Below are 17,744 nucleotides of genomic sequence, written 5' to 3' on the forward strand. Positions count from 1 at the left end.
GGAGGATGGGCGGCGCAGGGGCGTAAGCGCCATGGATGGCGCGCCCGAGCTTACATGGACGTACTTGCAGCGGCCCCTGCGCCGCCCACCCTCCCGGCCAGCCTGAGGACCGCAGTCGAGCAGCCGCCACGAAGGGCTCAGCCGTTGGCCGGTTTCCAGCACCAGTGCCACGGTTCGTAGACGATCCCATGCGGGTTGTCGCGCGGATAGCTCAGATGGAACCCGTGCGCCGCGGCATTGGCCTGCAGCCACGCAAACGCAGCCGTCGCCTCGAAGGTCTCCTCTGCCGGCGCATCCCCCGGTGTGCCGATGTCCAGCGCGTGACCACTGTGGTGTTCGCTGAAGCCAGGGGCGGCATTGACCTTCAGGATCTGCGGCACGCTCTGCCCGCGCGCCAGCTTGCGTTCGAAAATGCCGAGCTGATACGCATGGCTGCGGAAGCCGGAGATCGCGTCCAGTGCAATTCCATCCCGGGCGGCATGCAGGCGCATCCGTCGCCAGCCCTGCGCGGCACCGCGGCGCAGCCACAACGGGCGGGCAAAGCGATCACGTCCGGCCCAGTGCAGCACGCACGGCTCGGCTTCCAGTGCCAGCCCGCTGTCGTGCGCATAGCGCTGTGCATCCAGGCCCAGCTGCTGCAGGCGCTGCTGCAGGCCAACCAGCGGCAGCCACTGGTCTTCCAGTGCAGCGCCGAACGGTCGTGACCGTGCGCCATCCAGCAGGGCCAGCGCTTCCTCCACGCCGGGCTCGCGTGGCAGGCGCGGCACCAGCGAGTGCACACCGTGCGCCAGTACTGCCGCCAGGTAGCGGCCATCGCGCTTGCGCCGCAGTACCCATTGCGCGCGGGCCAGCAGGCGGGCGTCGAGATTGCTGCGCGCGCGCAGCAGCGGCGCAGGCCACAGTTCGACGGTCTCGGTATTGATCAACAGCGGAGTGCTACGGTGCATCGATCCAGCTTACTGCCGTGGCGCCGTGGCGGCCACCTTGCGCAGCGCTTCCAGCAAGGCCTGCGGGCGCTCCATGCTGAGCAGCAGGGTGCTGCCGCCGCGCACCGGAATCACCAGCGTGCGTGCGCGGTCGGTGACCAGGGCAAAGCCCTTGCCGCCGCCCTGCAGGCGGAAGTGCCCGGAGTAGAAGCCGGGCATGCTGTAGCCGTTGGTCTTGAAGCGGATGCCGTAGCGACGATCACGGCCCAGGTCGACCACCTCGGCCTGGTCCAGCAGCAGGTCGGCCACCGGCGTGCGGCGACGGTACAACGTCGAACGCACGTCCAGCACGTTGCCTGCCAGCTCCACCCGGCGACGGAAGAACGCCCAGCCCAGGCCGATGCCCATCAGCACGATCACCGCCAGGCTCCATGCCGCGCTGCCGCCCATCAGGAAGAACGGCGGCGACAGGGTGACCTCCATCCAGGGAGCCTCGCTGCGATTGTCGTGCAGCTGTGCCCACATGCTCACGCCCAGTACCGCCAGCAGTGGCAGCAGCACCCACAGCACCCGCAGCGAAGAACTTTCGGCAACCTCGAACGGGCGTGCATCACTGCCGCTCATCGCTGCGCCTCCACCCAACGCGCCACGTCATCGATCAGCTGCCCATCGACGTGGCCCGGCTGTGCGTATTCCTTCAATGAACTGGGGCCGCTGCCGGCGATGCCGATGTGGTTGAGGGCAGGGTAGGCCTTCCATTGCACGTCCCGGCGATCGGCCAGGGCTTTTTTCCACAGTGCCCAATCCGTTTCCGGTACCTGGAAGTCGCGGCCCCCGTGCAGCATCAGCAGTGGTTTTTTCAGCGCAACCGCGTCGCCGCGTGCGTTCACCGCTTCGATGCTTTTCCAGAACGTCTGCGGCACGCCCAGTGGCAGTTCGCTGGCTGGAACAAGAGTTTCGCTGCGGGCCGCGGCGATCTGCGCGTCGAGCTTGTCCAGGAACGCTTGCTCCCGGGCGCTGATCGAGCCGTCCAGCGACAGCAGGTAGCGGTTCTGCTCCGGCAGCAGTTCAAGCAATGTGCGCGCCGGCGCGGCCCACAGGATCGCGCCGCGCGCCTGTGGCCAGCGGCTGGCGATGCGCGGGGCGAGCATGCCGCCCTGGCTGTGGCCGAGCACGAAGATCCGCTTGCCGTCGATGCGTGGGTCCGCCGCCAACGCGCTCAACGCGGCGATGGCATCGTCGGTGGTCTCGTCATCAACGTTGAAGCTGCCGCTCTGGAAGTCCTGGGGACTGGCATGGGTGCGCTTGTCGTAGCGCAGCACGGCGATGCCCTGGGCGGCCAAGCCGCGGGCGATGTCCAGGAACGGACGGTTGCCACCGATGGTTTCGTCGCGATCCTGTGGGCCGGAGCCGTGCACCAGCACTACGGCCGGGAACGGTCCTTTGCCCTTAGGCAGGGACAAGGTGCCGGGCAGCGCACCGCGTGCCTGTGGCACGCTGAAATCGGCTTCGCTGTAGTTCGCGTCGGCCGGCGGTGGCGCTGCCTTGGCGGCCGGGGCCGGGCGCAGCAGCAGGCCAGCCACTTGGTCCTGCCCGTTCACCGCCACCTGCGCGATCACCGCGCCACTGGCGAACTGCAACGGTACTTCCACCAGGTGCAGGCCCTGCTGCTCACTGCTGTGCGCCGGGCCGCGCTGCTTCAGCTCACCCAGCGACTGCCACAGGCCCTGCAGCTTGTCGGCAGGCACGGCCGCGGCCATCTGCGGTGTCAGCATGGCCTCGGCATCGGCGGTGCGCCCTGCCTGCAGGTGATCGAGCAGGCGTGCTGCGACCTGCTGCGGTTCGCCAGCGGATGCACTGGCGGATAACAGGGCAAGGGAAACAGCAAGCAACGAGCGGCGTGCGCTCATGGTCACAGCTCCTTCTTGAAGACCAGCAGGGCCGGGCGCATTGGCGCGGGGACGATGATGTTGACCAGTTCCCAGCCGAGCTGGCCCTGGCGGCTCAGTTCGGCCTGGATGTCATCGGCCTTCTGCAGGCCCATCATGGATGTCTTGACCTCGACGGTCAGGTAGCTCCAGCGCTTGCTCATTCCTTGTCCTCCGGCGATGACTTGGGTTTCGGCAGGCGGCCTGCCTTGCGCAGTGCGTCGCGCAGCACGTATTCGATCTGTGCGTTGAGGCTGCGCAGTTCATCGTCCGCCCAGCGCTGTGCGGCCGCCAGGACCTCGGCGTTGATGCGCAGCGGATAGGCTTTTTTCTCGCTCATGCAGACTCCTGGCGGGGCGGTGGGGCGCCCCGTTGCGAGGGTGGCTCAGTACAGCGAGCCGGTGTTGACGACCGGCTGCGTGCCGCGGTCCGAGCACAGGACGGTCAACAGGTTGCTGACCATGTGCGCCTTGCGCTCCTCGTCCAGCTGCACCACGCCGTTCTTCTGCAGCTCGGCCAGCGCCATCTCGACCATGCCGACCGCACCGGCGACGATGCGCGTGCGTGCGGCGATGACCGCGTTGGCCTGCTGCCGCTGCAGCATCGCTTGGGCGATTTCAGCGGCGTAGGCGAGGTGGCTGATGCGCGCATCGATCACCTGCACGCCGGCATCGGCCAGGCGCTCGGCCAGTTCGTTCTTCAGGTGCTGGGAGATCTCGCTGGCATGGCTGCGCAGCGCCAGCTGACCGTCCTCGTGCTGGTCATAGGGGTAGCTGGTGGCCATCGCGCGCAGCGCCGATTCGGACTGGATGTGCACGAAGCTCTCGTAGTCGTCCACGTTGTAGACCGCTTCGGAGGCATCGACCACCTGCCAGACGATCACCGCAGCGATCTCGATCGGGCTGCCGTCCAGCTCGTTGACCTTCAGCTTGCCGCTCTCGAAATTGCGCACGCGCTGGCTCACGCGGCGCTTGCTGAAGAAGGGGTTGTTCCAGCGCAGGCCGTTGTCCTTGACGGTGCCGACGTACTTGCCGAACAGGCTGACCACCGCCGCCTGGTTGGGCTGCACGGTGTACAGGCCAGCCAGCGCGACCAGCGCCAGCGCAGCGATCAGCAGGCCGGCCAGGATCAGCAGCACGTTGGGCGAGCCGGTGCTGGCCTTCGCCGCGACCCCGGCCACGAACAGGGCGCCGCCGGCGAGGGCTACGACCAGGGACCCGGCGAGCGCGCCCAGGCCGTTGAGGGAGGACAGCGACTTCTCTTTCATGGCGGTACGTCCTTGAGGGTTCGAATTGAAGATATCAAAGTGATATCACATTCGGGCTACCGTTCGTCGGCTGGGCGTGCCCAGGCGCTGCGGCTGGACCGGCTAGAATGCCCACCCGCCTTCACATCGCTGCTGGAACCCCGCCATGGCCAAGCTTGGAACCCCGTTGTCCCCCTCCGCCACCCGTGTGCTGCTGCTGGGCTCGGGCGAACTTGGCAAGGAAGTGGCCATCGAACTGCAGCGTCTGGGCGTGGAAGTGATCGCTGCCGACCGTTACGCCGATGCCCCGGCCATGCAGGTGGCACACCGCTCGCACGTGATCGACATGCTGGACGCGATGGCCCTGCGCCAGTTGATCGCCCAGGAGCAGCCGCACCTGGTGGTGCCCGAGATCGAGGCGATCCATACCGAGACCCTGGTGCAGCTGGAGCAGGAGCAGGGCCTGCGGGTGATCCCGACCGCGCGTGCTGCGCGCCTGACCATGGACCGCGAGGGCATCCGCCGCCTGGCCGCCGAGACGCTGGGCCTGCCGACCTCGCCGTACCGCTTTGTCGACACCGAGGCCGAGTACCGCGCCGCCGTGGCGGCAATCGGCCTGCCGTGCGTGGTCAAGCCGGTGATGTCGTCCTCGGGCAAGGGCCAGAGCACGCTGCGCAGCGAGGCGGACATCGCCCCCGCATGGGAATACGCACAGACCGGTGGCCGCGCCGGTGCCGGCCGCTGCATCGTCGAAGGTTTCATCGACTTCGATTACGAGATCACCCTGCTGACCGTGCGCCACGCCGCCGGCACTTCGTTCTGCGCGCCGATCGGCCACCTGCAGAAGGAGGGCGACTATCGCGAAAGCTGGCAGCCGCAGCCGATGTCGGACAAGGCGTTGGCGCGTGCCGAGGAGATCTCGCGCGCGATCACCGATGACCTCGGGGGCTGGGGCCTGTTCGGTGTCGAGCTGTTCGTGAAGGGCGACGAGGTCTGGTTCAGCGAAGTATCGCCGCGTCCGCATGACACCGGTCTGGTGACGCTGGTGTCGCAGGAACTCAGCGAGTTCGCGCTGCATGCCCGGGCCATCCTCGGCCTGCCGATCCCGGTGATCCGCCAGAGCGGACCGTCGGCCTCATGCGCGCTGCTGGCGCATGGTGAGGGCGTGCCGTACTTCAACAACGTGGCCGCCGCGCTGCAGGTGCCGGACACCGCGGTGCGCCTGTTCGGCAAGCCGAGCGTGCATGGCCATCGCCGCGTGGGCGTGACCCTGGCGCGTGCGGAATCCATCGACGAAGCGCGTGCGATTGCGCGTGATGCCGCCGAAGCGATCGGCGTCGAGCTGCGCTCGTAAAAAAGGAGCGACGACCAACGGTCGTCGCCTACCGAATTTTTGTGGGTGCAGATTTCCGGTGGGTACCGACCGTTGGTCGGTACCCCATCAACACCGGTTACGGCTTCACATCCACCCACACCAGGTGGTGGTCGCTACCGTCGGCAATCTTCGCTTCGGCACTCTCATTGGCCGGCCAGAACACGCCGCTGCCGAGGTACTCGAAACCGACCGAGGGCAGCACGTAGTCCAGGCGCATGGTGCCCGACTTCGGGCCGAAATCGCCGGTGGCATGGAACGGCGCACCCTTGCGGGCAATGCCCTTGGCCGCATAGGCCAGGCTGGTCTGCTCGGCGCCGATGCTGCGTGGGGTGGGGTAGCGCAGCACGCGGGCGTTCTCGATCAGTTCGACGATCGCCTCGTGGCGGCCATCGCCATCGACCGGATCGTTGTTGAGGTCGCCAAGGATGACAAAACGCGCATCCTGGGCCAGGCCACCGCACTGGCCCTTGTCGTCGCACAGCCACGGCTTGTCACCCTGGGACAGGTATTCCTGCCACAGGCGCAGTTCGTCATGGTTGCGCGCGGCGTTGCGCTTTTCCGGGCCATCGAACACCGGCGGCGTCGGGTGCGAGACCAGCGCGTGGACCACGCCGGCCGGGGTCTTCACCGGTACATCCCAGTGCGACTTCGACGACAGCCGCAGCTGCGACCAGACGGTGTCGTTGTAGAAGCTCTTGCCGGTGCGCGGATCGACCGGGCGGATCGCGCCGGGCATCGCACTCCACTTCAGCAGCTGGAAGCTGCGCACCTTGGCTTCGTCGATCGGGTAACGCGACAGCACCAGCATGCCGTACTGGCCCGGGTGCAGCCCGTAGCCCCAGGCGTCGTTGCCGCGGCCACGGCCTTCACCGCCGACCACGCCGTTGTTGTCCAGGTCCAGGCCACTGGGCACGCCGGTGTTCACCGGCGCCAGGTAGCGGTAGGCGAAGTGCAGTGGCTTGCCGCCACCGGGCTGGGCCACTTCCAGGTAGCGCTTCTGGAACAGGTCGGCGGCACGATGGGCGTCATCGAAGTCGAACTCGTTCAGCAGCACCAGGTCGGGGCGCGCCTGCTGCAGTACCGCGGCGATCTTGCGCGCGTGTTCGCTGTCGCCTTCCAGCTCGGCGATCAGGCCGCCGGCTTCGTCCGAATACAGCGAGGTGTTGTAGGTGGCCAGGCGCAGCGCTGCAGACGGTTTTTCGGTCATCGCGGGGGACGTGGCGAAGGCGGGAGCGGCGGCGCCACAGAGCAGGGCCAGGCCGAGGATCAGGGGTTTGGCGTTCATGGGCCATATTGTGCACCTGGCCCGGTGTCAGTGGTTTGTCAGCGTCCGTCCAGTTCGTCATCGAAATCATGCCAGCGGCGGCCATCGTAGGCCTCCAGCGGGCGATAGCGCCGCTTGTAGTCCATCTTCTGGTGCTCGCGTATCCAGTAGCCCAGGTACAGGTGCGGCAGGCCTTCGCGGCGGGCCCACTCCAGCTGCTGCAGGATCGCGAACGTGCCCAGCCCGCGCGCGGCATGGGCGGGGTCGAAGAAGGTATAGACCGCCGACAGCCCGTGCTCGGTCACATCGGTTACCGCCACGCCCAGCAGCTGGCTGGGCTGGCCATCGTGGCCGGGCAGACGCATTTCCATGAAGCGCGTGTGCGACCAGCTGCCGATCAGGAACTGTTCGAATTCGTGCGGGCCGTGGTCGTCCATGCCGCCCTTGGCATGACGATGCACCAGGTAGCGGTGGTACAGCTCGAACAGATCCTCGCGTGGCATGGCCGCGGTGATGCGCACTTCCAGATCGGCATTGCGGGCGGCGCAGCGGCGCTGGCTGCGATCCGGGGCGAAGCGGGCCACCGGAATGCGCACGGCGACGCAGGCGTGGCAGTTCGCACAATGCGGGCGATAGACCAGGTCGCCGCTGCGGCGGAATCCCCAGCTCAGGGCCAACGGATACAGCCCGCCGAGGCGACGGTCCTGCGGGTCCAGCACCAGGTCGCGCGCGACCCGGTCCGGCCAGTACCCGCAGGGGTGCTCGCCGGTCTGGAACAGTCGCAGTTCGTCGTCTCTGTCGCCGTGTCTCGCCATGGGCACAGCATAGCTCCAGCCTGTCGCAATGGCGGCGACTGTCCGCCGGATGAATGGAATGGGCGGCTGCGTCAACCGAGGTCGTGGTCAGGCGTTGTTGTCCTCCGAGGGTGAGGTGTTCACCCCGATGCCAATCCCATTCCCAGGAGTGACCCCATGATCCGTACCCCCCTGCTGCTGGCCCTGCTGCTCGGCACCTCCGCGACCGGCATTGCCTTGGCTGCCGACACCCCGGCTGCACCGGCGCAGCGTCCGGCCAAGCTGGATGCCAATGGCGACGGCGTCATCGACCGCAGCGAAGCGGCGGCCAACCCGCGCCTGGCCGCAAAGTTCGACGAGCTGGACAAGAACAAGGACGGCAAGCTCTCGCGTGATGAGCTGCCGCGCTGGAAGCATGGCCGCCACGGTGGTCGCGGCGGCGAGCGCTGGGCCAAGCTGGACACGAACAAGGATGGCCGCATCAGCCGTGACGAAGCCAAGGCCGATCCGCGCCTGGCCGAGCGTTTCGACCAGCTCGACCTCAACAAGGATGGCTACCTGGACAAGGCCGACCGCGAGCTGCGCATGAAGCAGCATCGTGACGCCTGGTTCGCCGCGGCCGATACCAACAAGGATGGCCAGCTGAGCAAGGCCGAGTTCGACGCCGCCAAGGGCCCGATGCATGGTGGCCCGCGCCACGGCGGCCCGCGTGACGGCGCAGCGACGAAGCCGCAGCGCTGATTTTCAATGCAGTGATCGACGACAACGCCGGCGCACTGCCGGCGTTGTCCGTTACAGGCGCCCGCTGAGCGTCATCGTGTAGGCCAAGGCACCGATGACCACCAGGTTCACCGCCATCATGCCGGTCAGGCCGTACATGGATTCGTACTTCCAGTTGATCCCGTTACGCCCACGCCGGGCTGCATCACGCGCGAGCAGCGGCGCCATGATTCGCCGCAGCGTCACCAGGCACTGGTAGTTGACCACCACCAGGCCTACTGCCAGCACCAGCAGCTGCGCCCACATCGGCGCCTGCAGCAGCACGGCAAACAGGATGGCCAGGCACCAGCCCAGGCTCGTGCCTGTGCTGAGATTGACGAAGCGGCGGACTTGTACCTGCTCGGCGCCGGTCTCGGCGTACGACAGCAGGAAACGGCCGCCGAGATAGCTGCCGAGCGCGCCACCGACGACACCACCGATGATCGCAGCCCAGCTTGAGGCAGGCAGCATCTGCAGTTGGCCCAGGGTTGCGGTCAGCGAGCCGAGCGCGGTACCGCCGGCAGCGCTGGCGCCACCAAGGCCGAGCTTGCTGCCACCCACGCCGACGCCGGTTCCCAGCAGGATCGCCGCGCTGGCGGTGCCGGGCGCGGCGATCATCACCATCGATACCACCGCCGTTGCGAACGCTGCACTGGGTGCGCTGCTGCGTGCGAATTCGCCGAAGCGCTGCAGCAGGCCCTCGCGTACCTGCGCACGGGCACGTGACAGGCGCTTGCGTACTGCTGCGTCACTGAGCCCGAGCAGGTCAGCGACCTGCTGCGAATGCTGGCCCTCGCGGTAATACAGCAGGAGCACTTCGCGGCTGTCGGCGGGCAGGCCAGAGATGATGTCTTCGGCAGCGATTTCCTCTTCCAGCCGCTGCAGGCGATCAGCCACACCCGGGGTCGGGTCTGCGGCCATGGTCAAGGCCACTTCGGCAGCCTCGCCGCTCAGCGGTCGGCCACGTTGTGCGCGCAGCCAGTCACGGGCGAGGTTGCGGGTGATCTGCCTCAGCCAGGGCAGGAAGCTGCTCGCGCTGCGCAGCTGGTGCAGCTGCTGCCAGCCCTTCACGAACGCTTCCTGGGCGATGTCCTCGCTGGCCTGGCGGTCGCCGGTGATTGCCAGGGCGATGGCGGTGACCGTGTTCTGGCAGGCCAGCACGATGCGGCCATAGGCATGCTGGCAACCGCCGGCCGCCGAGGGCAGGTCGCGTTCAAGGGTCTCGTCGATGCTTGCGGCGAAGGTCGTCATGGCGGCGGGCTCCTGCAGGGATTGTGTCCCATGACGGAGGCGCGCGCCGAATGTGACCGGTTCGCGTCCCGGTAGCGCCGGGCCATGCCCGGCGGCGTTTCTGTCAGGCCGCTGCGCTCGCCGGGCATGGCCCGGCGCTACCTGCGCGTTACGTGGACGGCTGGATGCGGACCCGCACTTCCTCTTCTTCCGGCGGTGCCGGCGCGGTCGGCTGTGCTTGCTGCGGCTGTGCCTGCGGGGCGGGCACCGGCGCGCTTGGGGCAGGGGCACCGCGATGGCGCAGGCCGATCACCAGCGCCACCCCGGCGATCACCACCAGCAGGGCGATGCGGATGCGCCAGGCCCAGCCACGGCCACCGGTGCTTTCCTGCACATCATCGCGGAAAGCGAACTCAGCGGTCGGGTGATCACGACGGGTGGTATCGAGCAGGCGGGCGTCGCGCAGGATTTCGCGCGCACGCGGCTGGTCGTCGGCACGCACGACCCAGACCGCCGGGTAGGCGCCGGCATTGCCCAGGTCGGTATAGCTGAACTGACCCCGGCGACGGGTCTTGTACGAGCGCCCGTTGGTCACCTTCACCTGGATGTCGTGGCTGCGCAGGAGCTCGGCCACGCCTTCCACGGTTTCCACGCGCTGGCTGCTGAAAATCTGACGCATCAGTCAATCCTTGGCCGGCACGGCTGCCGCTGCTGCCTGGTCCGGAACCACGCGGATCAAGCCTTCCTGGACGGTGCTGGCAACCAGCACGCCATCACGGGTGAAGAACTGGCCGCGGGCCAGGCCGCGCGAATCCTGCGCACTGGGGCTGTCCAGCGAGTACAGCAGCCAATCGTCGGCGCGGAACGGGCGGTGGAACCAGATCGCGTGGTCCAGCGAGGCCATCTGCACGTGCGGATGGTAGTAGCTGATGCCATGCGGGAACGTGGCCGTGCCCAGCAGGTGGAAGTCCGACGCGTAGGCCAGCAGTGCCTGATGCAGCTCGGGAGCATCGCCCACGCGCTCGCTCAGGCGCAGCCAGACCTGGTGGTAGGGCGGGCGCTTGGGCGGGTTCAGTTCATCGCGGGGATACACATGGCGGAACTCGAACGGACCGCCGCGCGACAGCCAGCGCTGCACCTTGATCGGCAGGCGCTCAAGCACCTCCGCCGGCAACGGCCGGTTCGGTTCGATGTCTTCCGGTTGCGGCACTTCGGGCATCTTGTGCTGGTGCTCGGCACCGGATTCGGCCTGCTGGAACGAGGCCGCGCAGAAGAAGATCACCTTGCCGTGCTGGATGGCGGTCACCCGGCGCACCGAGAAGCTGCCGCCGTCGCGGGTGCGATCGACGTCGTAGACGATCGGATGGTCGATGTTGCCGGCACGCAGGAAATAGGCATGCAGCGAGTGCACATGGCGACCATTGTCGACCGTGGCCTGCGCGGCAGCCAGGGCCTGGCCCAGCACCTGTCCGCCGAACACGTACTTGGTGCCGATGTCGCGGCTCTGGCCGCGGAACAGGTTGTCCTCCAGCCGCTCCAGGGTGAGCAGATCGATCAGCTCGGAGACGACGGGTTCGGGCGTGTCGTTCAAGGGGGCGGCCACAGCGATGAAAGAGGGGTCGATTATACCGGTGTAGGCCGGATGCCCCATCTTCGGTAGTGCCGGCTGCTGGCCGGCATCCGCAGGCGTCCCGGAAGGATCGCCAGGGTGCCGGCCAGCGGCCGGCACTACCGTTTACTTGCCGAGACGCGCCGCCAGCGCCTGCAGCGCGTTCTGCGCATCCGGGGCGAACCAGGCCTCGACGAAGCGGTCGAGCTGGATCAGGTCCGGGTGCAGGGCGTCGTGCAGCTCGGCACGGGCGATGGCACGGGTCAGCAGCATCGGCTGCCGCGGCTGCTTCAGCAGGTCCTGCAGCCAGGCCACCGCACGGGCCGCCACCAGTTCGCCATCCACCAGTTCATCGACCAGGCCGATCTGCAGCGCCTGTTCGGCCGGTACCAGCGCGCCGGTGGCCAGCAGCACGCTGGAACGGTGCGCCCCCACCGCACGGCGCAGCAGGCGCTGGATGCCTTCCGGTGCGATCAGGCCGACCTGCACTTCGTTCAGGCCGATGGCATACGGGCGCGCCGGATCGGCACTGCGTGCCATCACCCGGTAGTCGCAGCACAGGGCCAGCACGCAGCCGCCCGCCGGTGCATGGCCGGTGATCGCCGCAACCACAGGAATGCGGCTCTCGGCCAGCGTGCGTACCGCGCCGAAGAACGCGTTCCAGGTGTCCAGCAGCTTGTGCTTGTCATCGCCATGCGAGAGCAGGTGCGGCACGTCCATGCCGCCGGTGAAGATGCGCTCGCTGCCGGACAGCACGATGCCGTGCGCGTCCTCGGCCATCGCCAGTTCGATGGCATGGATCAACTGCCGGCACAGCTCGGTGTCCAGTGCATTGACCGGCGGCCGCGCCAGTCGCAGTTCGCGGATGGGGCCATGGTTGATCACCTCGATGAGCGTCGTCATGCTGCGGGTCTCGTTGCGAAGAAGGAACCTGGGCGATGATAACCAAACCATTCGTTGGCGTACTGTTGGTTCTGTGTGCGGCTGCAGCATCGGCTTCCGCCGCCGAGACGAAGTGCGTCACCGTCGAGCAGGGCTGGGTACGGTTGTTGCCCAACCCGAAGATGGCAATGACTGCCGGTTATGCGGTGATCCGCAACGGCTGCGCCAACGAGGTGGCGATCACCGGTGCACGCAGTGCGACCTTCGGCGATGTGTCGCTGCACGAGACCACGATCGTCGATGGGGTCAGCCGCATGCGTGAGGTCCGGCGCCTGCCATTGGCGCCCGGCGCACGCGCCGTACTCAAGCCCGGTGGCCTGCACCTGATGCTGATGGACGGCTACCGCACCCTGGAGGAGGGGCAGCCTGTGTGGCTGCAGCTGCAGCTGGAAGATGGCACCGAAGTCAGCACGGCGTTGATAGCGCGCAAGGCTGCGCCGTAACGCGGCGCTCGTTCCGCCGGGCATGGCCCGGCGCTACCCAGGCATCACTGCCGAATCGACATCGGTAGCGCCGGGCCATGCCCGGCGAGCGCGCAGCGCGGTGGGGCTTACGACCAGTCGTACGAGAACAGCACCGTGCGGCTTTCCGGCTCGTACAGCATCACGATTGCATCGGCACCGGTTGCACACCAGTTGTAGCCGGCCACTTCGGCCACGGCGAAGAACTTGTGGCCATCGCGGGTGATGATCGCGCGCTCGGCATCGTCCGGCGCATGCCGGTCGTCGGCAGCCTCGGTGAACGCCAGTGCGAAGGCGGCCGGAATCTCTGCGGTTTCAATCCAGTTGCCGGTCGAGATCTGCCCGCCCAGCACATCGAGATACGCCTGCTCGCCGGGCTCGCCGTCGCCATAGCGCGAATAGCTGGCCAGGCGTCCATGCTGCTGGAAGTACGCACGTGCCTTGCTGTAGCTCTCACGCATCTCAGCGATGTGCTTCAGCGCGTGCTTGTCCTGCACCTGGTCGCCGATGAAGTAGCCCTCGTCGCCGAGAAAGCGCATGCGGTTGTCGGCGGTCAATTCAAAAGCGATCCAGTTGGTGCCGGTGAACGAGTTGTGGTGTTCTTCGGTGGCTTCGCCGATGCAGCCTTCATAGGGCTCGATCGGACACAGCAGGGTCGCGGCCTGGCCGGCCAGTTCCGGGCGCAGCACGCCGAGGTCGATCTTCATCAGCGGCAGCAGATGCTGGCCAAGCCAGGCCTGGTCATCCGGGAACACGTCGGCGGGGAAGGGGACCATGCCGGGCAGCAGGTCGCGCAGTTCAGTCTGGTGGATCATGTCAGTCCTTTGATTGGAACGGTCGCGCCGGGCCATGCCCGGTGCGGAGAGTGCCGGCCAGCGGCCGGCACTGCCTTCAGGTGGATGCGCTGCGGATCGCGTCCGGCAGCGGCGCGCTCTTGCCGGTCTGCGTGTCCATCCAGACCACCACCACGTTGCCGTCCGAATACAGCTTCGACTCGTCCTGCTGGTCGACGATGCGATGGCCGATGGTCACGCTGCTGTTGCCCAGGCGTTCGACGAACAGCTCGACCAGGATGTCGTTGGGCCACACGATCGGCAACCGGTAGTTGACGTTGGTGGCGGCCACCACGGGTGCGATGCGGTCGGTCATCGACACGCCTTCCACGCCCAGCATCCAACGCACGCGCGCCTCTTCCAGGTAGGAGATGTACTTGGCGTTGTTGACGTGGCCCATGCTGTCCATGTCACGCCAGCGCACGCTGATCGGAATGCGGGCCAGGATCTTGTGTTCGCTGCTCATCAGGCGTCCTTCTTCTTCTTGGTGCCGGCCGTGGCGGTCTTGCTGGCCTTGCCGGTGCTCTTGGCGGCGGCTGCCTTCTTCGCCGGCTTCTCGGGCTTCACCTTGCGCGGCGGGCGCGCATCGGGCTTGTTGGCCACGGCGGCGGGCTGGTCAGGTCGCGCAGTAGTGGACGGCAGCATCCGTGCGAGGAACTGGCCGGTGTACGAATCCGGGCACGCGGCCACGTCTTCCGGCGTGCCGGTCACCAGGATGGTGCCACCGCGATGACCGCCTTCCGGACCCAGGTCGACGATCCAGTCCGCGGTCTTGATGACATCCAGGTTGTGCTCGATCACCACCACCGTGTTGCCCTCGTCGCGCAGCTTGTGCAGCACGCCGAGCAGCGCCTCGATGTCGTGGAAGTGCAGGCCGGTGGTCGGCTCGTCGAGGATGTACAGGGTGCGGCCGGTATCGCGGCGCGACAGTTCCTTGGACAGCTTCACGCGCTGCGCTTCACCACCGGACAGCGTGGTCGCGCTCTGCCCCAGCTTGATGTAGCTCAGGCCGACATCAACCAGGGTCTCCAGTTTGCGGGCGATGGACGGGACCGGTTCGAACAGCTTCAGCGCATCTTCGACGGTCATTTCCAGCACGTCGTTGATGTTGAAGCCCTTGTACAGGATCTCCAGCGTTTCACGGTTGTAGCGCTTGCCATGGCAGACGTCGCAGGGCACGTACACGTCGGGCAGGAAGTGCATCTCGACCTTGATCAGGCCATCGCCCTGGCAGGCCTCGCAGCGGCCGCCACGCACGTTGAAACTGAAGCGCCCCGGCGAATAGCCGCGCGCACGCGATTCGGGCACCTGTGCAAACAGCTCGCGCAGCGGAGTGAACAAGCCGGTGTAGGTGGCCGGGTTCGAGCGCGGGGTACGGCCGATCGGCGACTGGTCGATGTCCACCACCTTGTCGAACAGGTCCAGGCCATCGATCTCCTTGTACGGCGCGATCGGGTGCGAGGCGCCGTTGATCTCGTTGGCAGCCAGCGAGAACAGGGTGTCGTTGATCAGGGTTGACTTGCCCGAGCCGGACACGCCGGTCACGCAGGTCAGCAGCCCTGCCGGAATGGCCAGGTCCACGCCCTTCAGGTTGTTGCCGGTGGCGCCACGCAGATGCAGCGTCATCTTCGGGTTCGGCTTGTGCCGGCGCGCCGGGATCTTGATCGCGCGCTTGCCCGACAGGTACTGGCCGGTCAGCGAACGCGGTGCATCCAGGAGGTCCTGCAGGCTGCCCTGGCCGACGATCTCGCCGCCATGCACGCCTGCGCCGGGACCGATGTCCAGCACGTAGTCGGCCAGTCGGATCGCGTCTTCGTCATGCTCGACCACGATCACCGTGTTGCCAAGGTCGCGCAGGCGGGTGAGGGTGCCAAGCAGGCGCTCGTTGTCGCGCTGGTGCAGGCCGATGGACGGCTCATCGAGCACGTACATCACGCCCACCAGACCAGCACCGATCTGGCTGGCCAGACGGATGCGCTGCGCCTCGCCACCGGACAGGGTGTCGGCCTTGCGCTCCAGGGTCAGGTAATCCAGGCCGACGTCGACCAGGAAGCCGAGGCGTTCGCCGATCTCCTTGACGATCTTCGCAGCGATCTCGCCACGCCAGCCCGGCAGGCTGAGTTCGCTGAAGAACTTCAGGGCTTCATCGATCGGCAGCACCACCAGTTCCGGCAGCGGGCGGTCGGCCACGAACACGTTGCGTGCGGCCTTGTTCAGGCGCGCGCCGTTGCACTCGGGGCAGGCATGTTCGCTGATGTACTTGCCCAGCTCTTCCTGCACCGCCGCCGATTCGGTTTCCTTGTAGCGGCGTTCGAGGTTGGGAATGATGCCTTCGAAGCGGTGCTTGCGCTGGGTGCGGCCACCGGCCTCAGTGAAATAGGTGAAGGTGATCGCTTCCTCGCCACTGCCATACAGCACGGCCTGCTGCACCTTGGCCGGCAGCGAGTTCCACGCCGCGTCGGTGTCGAACTTGTAGTGCTTGGCCAGCGAGGCGATCAGCTGGAAGTAATAGGCATTGCGGCGATCCCAGCCACGCACGGCACCGGCCGCCAGCGACAGCTCCGGATGCACCACCACGCGCGAGGGGTCGAAGAACTCGGCCATGCCCAGCCCGTCGCAGCCGGGGCAGGCGCCCATCGGTGCGTTGAACGAGAACAGGCGCGGCTCCAGTTCCGGCAGCGAGTAGTCGCAGACCGGGCAGGAATACTTGGACGAGAACAGGGTAGGGGTCGCAGCGGCATCGTCCAGCGACTGCACCGACGCCATGCCATCACCCAGCTTCAGGGCGGTTTCGAAGCTCTCGGCCAGGCGCTGCTTGATGTCTTCGCGCGGGCGGAAGCGATCGATCACCGCTTCGATGGTGTGCTTCTGGCGCAGTGCCAGCGGCGGCACCGCATCGATCTCGTACAGTTCGCCATCGACGCGCACACGCACGAAACCCTGCGCGCGCAGCTGGTCGAACACCTGTGCGTGCTCGCCCTTGCGGTCGCGGATCACCGGTGCCAGCAGCATGTAGCGCTGTTCCGGGTCCAGGGTCAGCATATGGTCGACCATCTGGCTGACCGTCTGCGCCTCCAGCGGATAGCCGTGGTCGGGGCAACGCGGCGTGCCGACGCGTGCGTACAGCAGGCGCAGGTAGTCGTAGATCTCGGTGATCGTGCCGACTGTCGAGCGCGGGTTGTGCGAGGTCGACTTCTGCTCGATCGAGATCGCCGGGGACAGGCCTTCGATATGGTCCAGGTCCGGCTTCTCCATCACGCTCAGGAACTGCCGCGCATACGCCGACAGGGACTCGACGTAACGCCGCTGGCCCTCGGCATAGATGGTGTCGAACGCCAGCGACGACTTGCCCGAACCGGACAGGCCGGTGATCACGATCAGTTTGTCGCGGGGCAGGTCGAGGTCGATGTTCTTGAGGTTGTGCGTCCGCGCGCCGCGGATGCGGATGAAATCCATCGCCATGGGGAATCCGGTTGTGGGGGCGTGGCTGGGCCGCCGGGCCAGCGAAAGGGCGGCAATCGGTCAGCCTACCGAGGTGACCAGATGGGGGCAATGGGCGACAATGCCAGCCCGGTGTCTCACCCGGTGAGACCGCCTGTCAGGCAGGGGTCAGATCCCTTTTCACGTGGTGAAAAGGGATCTGACCCCGTTCCGGCCCGGCCTCCAGAGCCGTTCAGGGGTTGACTTGACCCGTCCCCGGTGGTCCACGTACAATTCCGCTCCTGTCCGCCCTCGACGGCGGCAGTCCATAGACCACAATAACTACAGAGGAAGTCTGGTCATGTACGCAGTACTGGTCACCGGCGGTAAGCAATACCGCGTGGCGCAGGGCGAAAAGCTCCGCATTGAAAAGCTCGAAGTCGAAGTCGGCAGCGAGATCAAGTTCGACAACATCCTGCTGCTCGGCGACAGCGATGGCATCAAGATCGGCGACGCCCTGAGCGGCGCTGCGGTCACCGCCACCGTCCTGTCCCAGGGTCGTGCTGACAAGGTCCGGATCATCAAGTTCCGTCGCCGTAAGCACCACATGAAGCGCCAGGGTCACCGTCAGTACTACACCGAAATCGAGATCACCGGCATTGCCGGTGGCAGCAAGTAAGGAGATAGGTCATGGCACATAAAAAAGGCGTAGGCTCTTCGCGCAACGGTCGCGACTCCAACCCGAAGTACCTCGGCGTCAAGATCTTCGGTGGCCAGGCCATCGAAGCAGGCAACATCATCGTGCGTCAGCGCGGCACCCAGTTCCACCCGGGTACCGGCGTCGGCCTCGGCCGTGACCACACCCTGTTCGCCCTGACGGACGGCAAGGTGGAGTTCACCGTGAAGGGCCCGAAGAAGCGTCGCACCGTCAGCGTCGTCTCGGTCGAAGCCTGATAA

Annotated in this window: 20 protein-coding genes; 5 read left to right on the forward strand and 15 right to left on the reverse strand. The window is 66.9% G+C overall.

Features of this window, described 5'->3' with window-relative positions; genetic code table 11:
• Window positions 1-137: 137 nt before the first annotated feature.
• The 6 genes from AC07UW_RS03080 to AC07UW_RS03105 are packed head-to-tail and all read right to left on the reverse strand — an operon-like array spanning window position 138 to window position 4,121.
• On the reverse strand, window positions 138-947 hold the full coding sequence (locus AC07UW_RS03080; protein ID WP_218788927.1) for a M15 family metallopeptidase: 810 nt from the start codon (window positions 945-947) through the stop codon (window positions 138-140).
• Window positions 948-956: 9 nt separating this feature from the next.
• Complete coding sequence (locus AC07UW_RS03085) at window positions 957-1,550, reverse strand: PH domain-containing protein (RefSeq protein ID WP_394196125.1); 594 nt, start codon at window positions 1,548-1,550, stop codon at window positions 957-959.
• Window positions 1,547-2,836 (reverse strand): alpha/beta hydrolase, encoded by a 1,290-nt coding sequence (locus AC07UW_RS03090; RefSeq protein WP_495211414.1) that lies wholly within the window; start codon window positions 2,834-2,836, stop codon window positions 1,547-1,549. Before AC07UW_RS03090 ends, AC07UW_RS03085 begins: the two co-directional genes overlap by 4 nt.
• A 2-nt stretch (window positions 2,837-2,838) precedes the next feature.
• Entirely contained in the window at window positions 2,839-3,018 is a 180-nt protein-coding gene (locus AC07UW_RS03095) for a DUF4177 domain-containing protein (RefSeq protein WP_025873867.1), read from the reverse strand.
• Window positions 3,015-3,194, reverse strand: a complete 180-nt coding sequence (locus tag AC07UW_RS03100) for a type II toxin-antitoxin system antitoxin (RefSeq protein WP_197583883.1) — start codon at window positions 3,192-3,194, stop codon at window positions 3,015-3,017. Before AC07UW_RS03100 ends, AC07UW_RS03095 begins: the two co-directional genes overlap by 4 nt.
• 45 nt (window positions 3,195-3,239) lie before the next feature.
• Window positions 3,240-4,121 carry an SPFH domain-containing protein gene (locus AC07UW_RS03105; protein ID WP_025873866.1) on the reverse strand — a complete coding sequence of 294 codons (882 nt, stop codon included), beginning with the start codon at window positions 4,119-4,121 and terminating at the stop codon, window positions 3,240-3,242.
• A 145-nt stretch (window positions 4,122-4,266) separates the two neighbouring features.
• On the opposite strand from AC07UW_RS03105, the gene purT reads away from it, so the two are divergent.
• Window positions 4,267-5,454 carry a formate-dependent phosphoribosylglycinamide formyltransferase gene (gene purT / locus AC07UW_RS03110; protein WP_033830620.1) on the forward strand — a complete coding sequence of 396 codons (1,188 nt, stop codon included), beginning with the start codon at window positions 4,267-4,269 and terminating at the stop codon, window positions 5,452-5,454.
• A gap of 97 nt (window positions 5,455-5,551) precedes the next feature.
• On the opposite strand, the gene AC07UW_RS03115 is transcribed toward purT, so the two are convergent.
• Together AC07UW_RS03115 and AC07UW_RS03120 are read right to left on the reverse strand one after the other, a co-directional pair.
• Window positions 5,552-6,760, reverse strand: coding sequence for an endonuclease/exonuclease/phosphatase family protein (locus tag AC07UW_RS03115; RefSeq protein WP_336025863.1), 1,209 nt, complete (start codon window positions 6,758-6,760; stop codon window positions 5,552-5,554).
• Window positions 6,761-6,798: 38 nt separating this feature from the next.
• Window positions 6,799-7,554 (reverse strand): arginyltransferase, encoded by a 756-nt coding sequence (locus AC07UW_RS03120; RefSeq protein ID WP_032975961.1) that lies wholly within the window; start codon window positions 7,552-7,554, stop codon window positions 6,799-6,801.
• A 156-nt stretch (window positions 7,555-7,710) separates the two neighbouring features.
• On the opposite strand from AC07UW_RS03120, the gene AC07UW_RS03125 reads away from it, so the two are divergent.
• Window positions 7,711-8,274 carry an EF-hand domain-containing protein gene (locus AC07UW_RS03125; protein WP_336025868.1) on the forward strand — a complete coding sequence of 188 codons (564 nt, stop codon included), beginning with the start codon at window positions 7,711-7,713 and terminating at the stop codon, window positions 8,272-8,274.
• A gap of 51 nt (window positions 8,275-8,325) precedes the next feature.
• On the opposite strand, the gene AC07UW_RS03130 is transcribed toward AC07UW_RS03125, so the two are convergent.
• From AC07UW_RS03130 to AC07UW_RS03145, 4 genes are all read right to left on the reverse strand, one after another.
• Window positions 8,326-9,543 (reverse strand): RNA polymerase sigma factor, encoded by a 1,218-nt coding sequence (locus AC07UW_RS03130; protein ID WP_495211415.1) that lies wholly within the window; start codon window positions 9,541-9,543, stop codon window positions 8,326-8,328.
• 148 nt (window positions 9,544-9,691) lie between these two features.
• A complete protein-coding gene (locus AC07UW_RS03135) occupies window positions 9,692-10,201 on the reverse strand; it encodes a pathogenicity-like protein (RefSeq protein WP_495211416.1) in 510 nt (169 codons plus the stop codon).
• Window positions 10,202-10,204: 3 nt separating this feature from the next.
• The gene (gene tesB / locus AC07UW_RS03140; protein ID WP_495211417.1) at window positions 10,205-11,125 is read right to left on the reverse strand and encodes an acyl-CoA thioesterase II; all 921 of its coding nucleotides are present in this window, start codon (window positions 11,123-11,125) and stop codon (window positions 10,205-10,207) included.
• Between the two features lie 132 nt (window positions 11,126-11,257).
• Window positions 11,258-12,034 carry an enoyl-CoA hydratase/isomerase family protein gene (locus tag AC07UW_RS03145; RefSeq protein ID WP_025873858.1) on the reverse strand — a complete coding sequence of 259 codons (777 nt, stop codon included), beginning with the start codon at window positions 12,032-12,034 and terminating at the stop codon, window positions 11,258-11,260.
• 35 nt (window positions 12,035-12,069) lie between these two features.
• Between AC07UW_RS03145 and AC07UW_RS03150 the strand changes: the two genes are divergently transcribed.
• Window positions 12,070-12,516, forward strand: coding sequence for a copper chaperone PCu(A)C (locus AC07UW_RS03150; protein WP_223494510.1), 447 nt, complete (start codon window positions 12,070-12,072; stop codon window positions 12,514-12,516).
• Window positions 12,517-12,623: 107 nt separating this feature from the next.
• Here the strand turns inward: AC07UW_RS03150 and AC07UW_RS03155 are convergent, their stop codons facing one another.
• The 3 genes from AC07UW_RS03155 to uvrA all read right to left on the reverse strand — a co-directional run bounded on the left by AC07UW_RS03155 (window position 12,624) and on the right by uvrA (window position 16,829).
• Window positions 12,624-13,349, reverse strand: coding sequence for an enolase (locus tag AC07UW_RS03155; RefSeq protein ID WP_495211418.1), 726 nt, complete (start codon window positions 13,347-13,349; stop codon window positions 12,624-12,626).
• 76 nt (window positions 13,350-13,425) lie between these two features.
• Window positions 13,426-13,833, reverse strand: coding sequence for an acyl-CoA thioesterase (locus AC07UW_RS03160; RefSeq protein WP_025873855.1), 408 nt, complete (start codon window positions 13,831-13,833; stop codon window positions 13,426-13,428).
• A complete protein-coding gene (uvrA, locus tag AC07UW_RS03165) occupies window positions 13,833-16,829 on the reverse strand; it encodes an excinuclease ABC subunit UvrA (RefSeq protein ID WP_313249426.1) in 2,997 nt (998 codons plus the stop codon). The genes AC07UW_RS03160 and uvrA overlap by 1 nt, the downstream gene beginning before the upstream one ends.
• 319 nt (window positions 16,830-17,148) lie before the next feature.
• Between uvrA and rplU the strand changes: the two genes are divergently transcribed.
• Both rplU and rpmA read left to right on the forward strand, forming a co-directional pair.
• Window positions 17,149-17,466, forward strand: a complete 318-nt coding sequence (gene rplU / locus AC07UW_RS03170; protein WP_004148331.1) for a 50S ribosomal protein L21 — start codon at window positions 17,149-17,151, stop codon at window positions 17,464-17,466.
• An 11-nt stretch (window positions 17,467-17,477) separates the two neighbouring features.
• The gene (gene rpmA, locus AC07UW_RS03175) at window positions 17,478-17,741 is read left to right on the forward strand and encodes a 50S ribosomal protein L27 (RefSeq protein ID WP_025873853.1); all 264 of its coding nucleotides are present in this window, start codon (window positions 17,478-17,480) and stop codon (window positions 17,739-17,741) included.
• The last annotated feature ends 3 nt before the right edge of the window (window positions 17,742-17,744 follow it).

The sequence above is a fragment of the Stenotrophomonas sp. GW821-FHT02D01 genome, assembly GCF_059421765.1.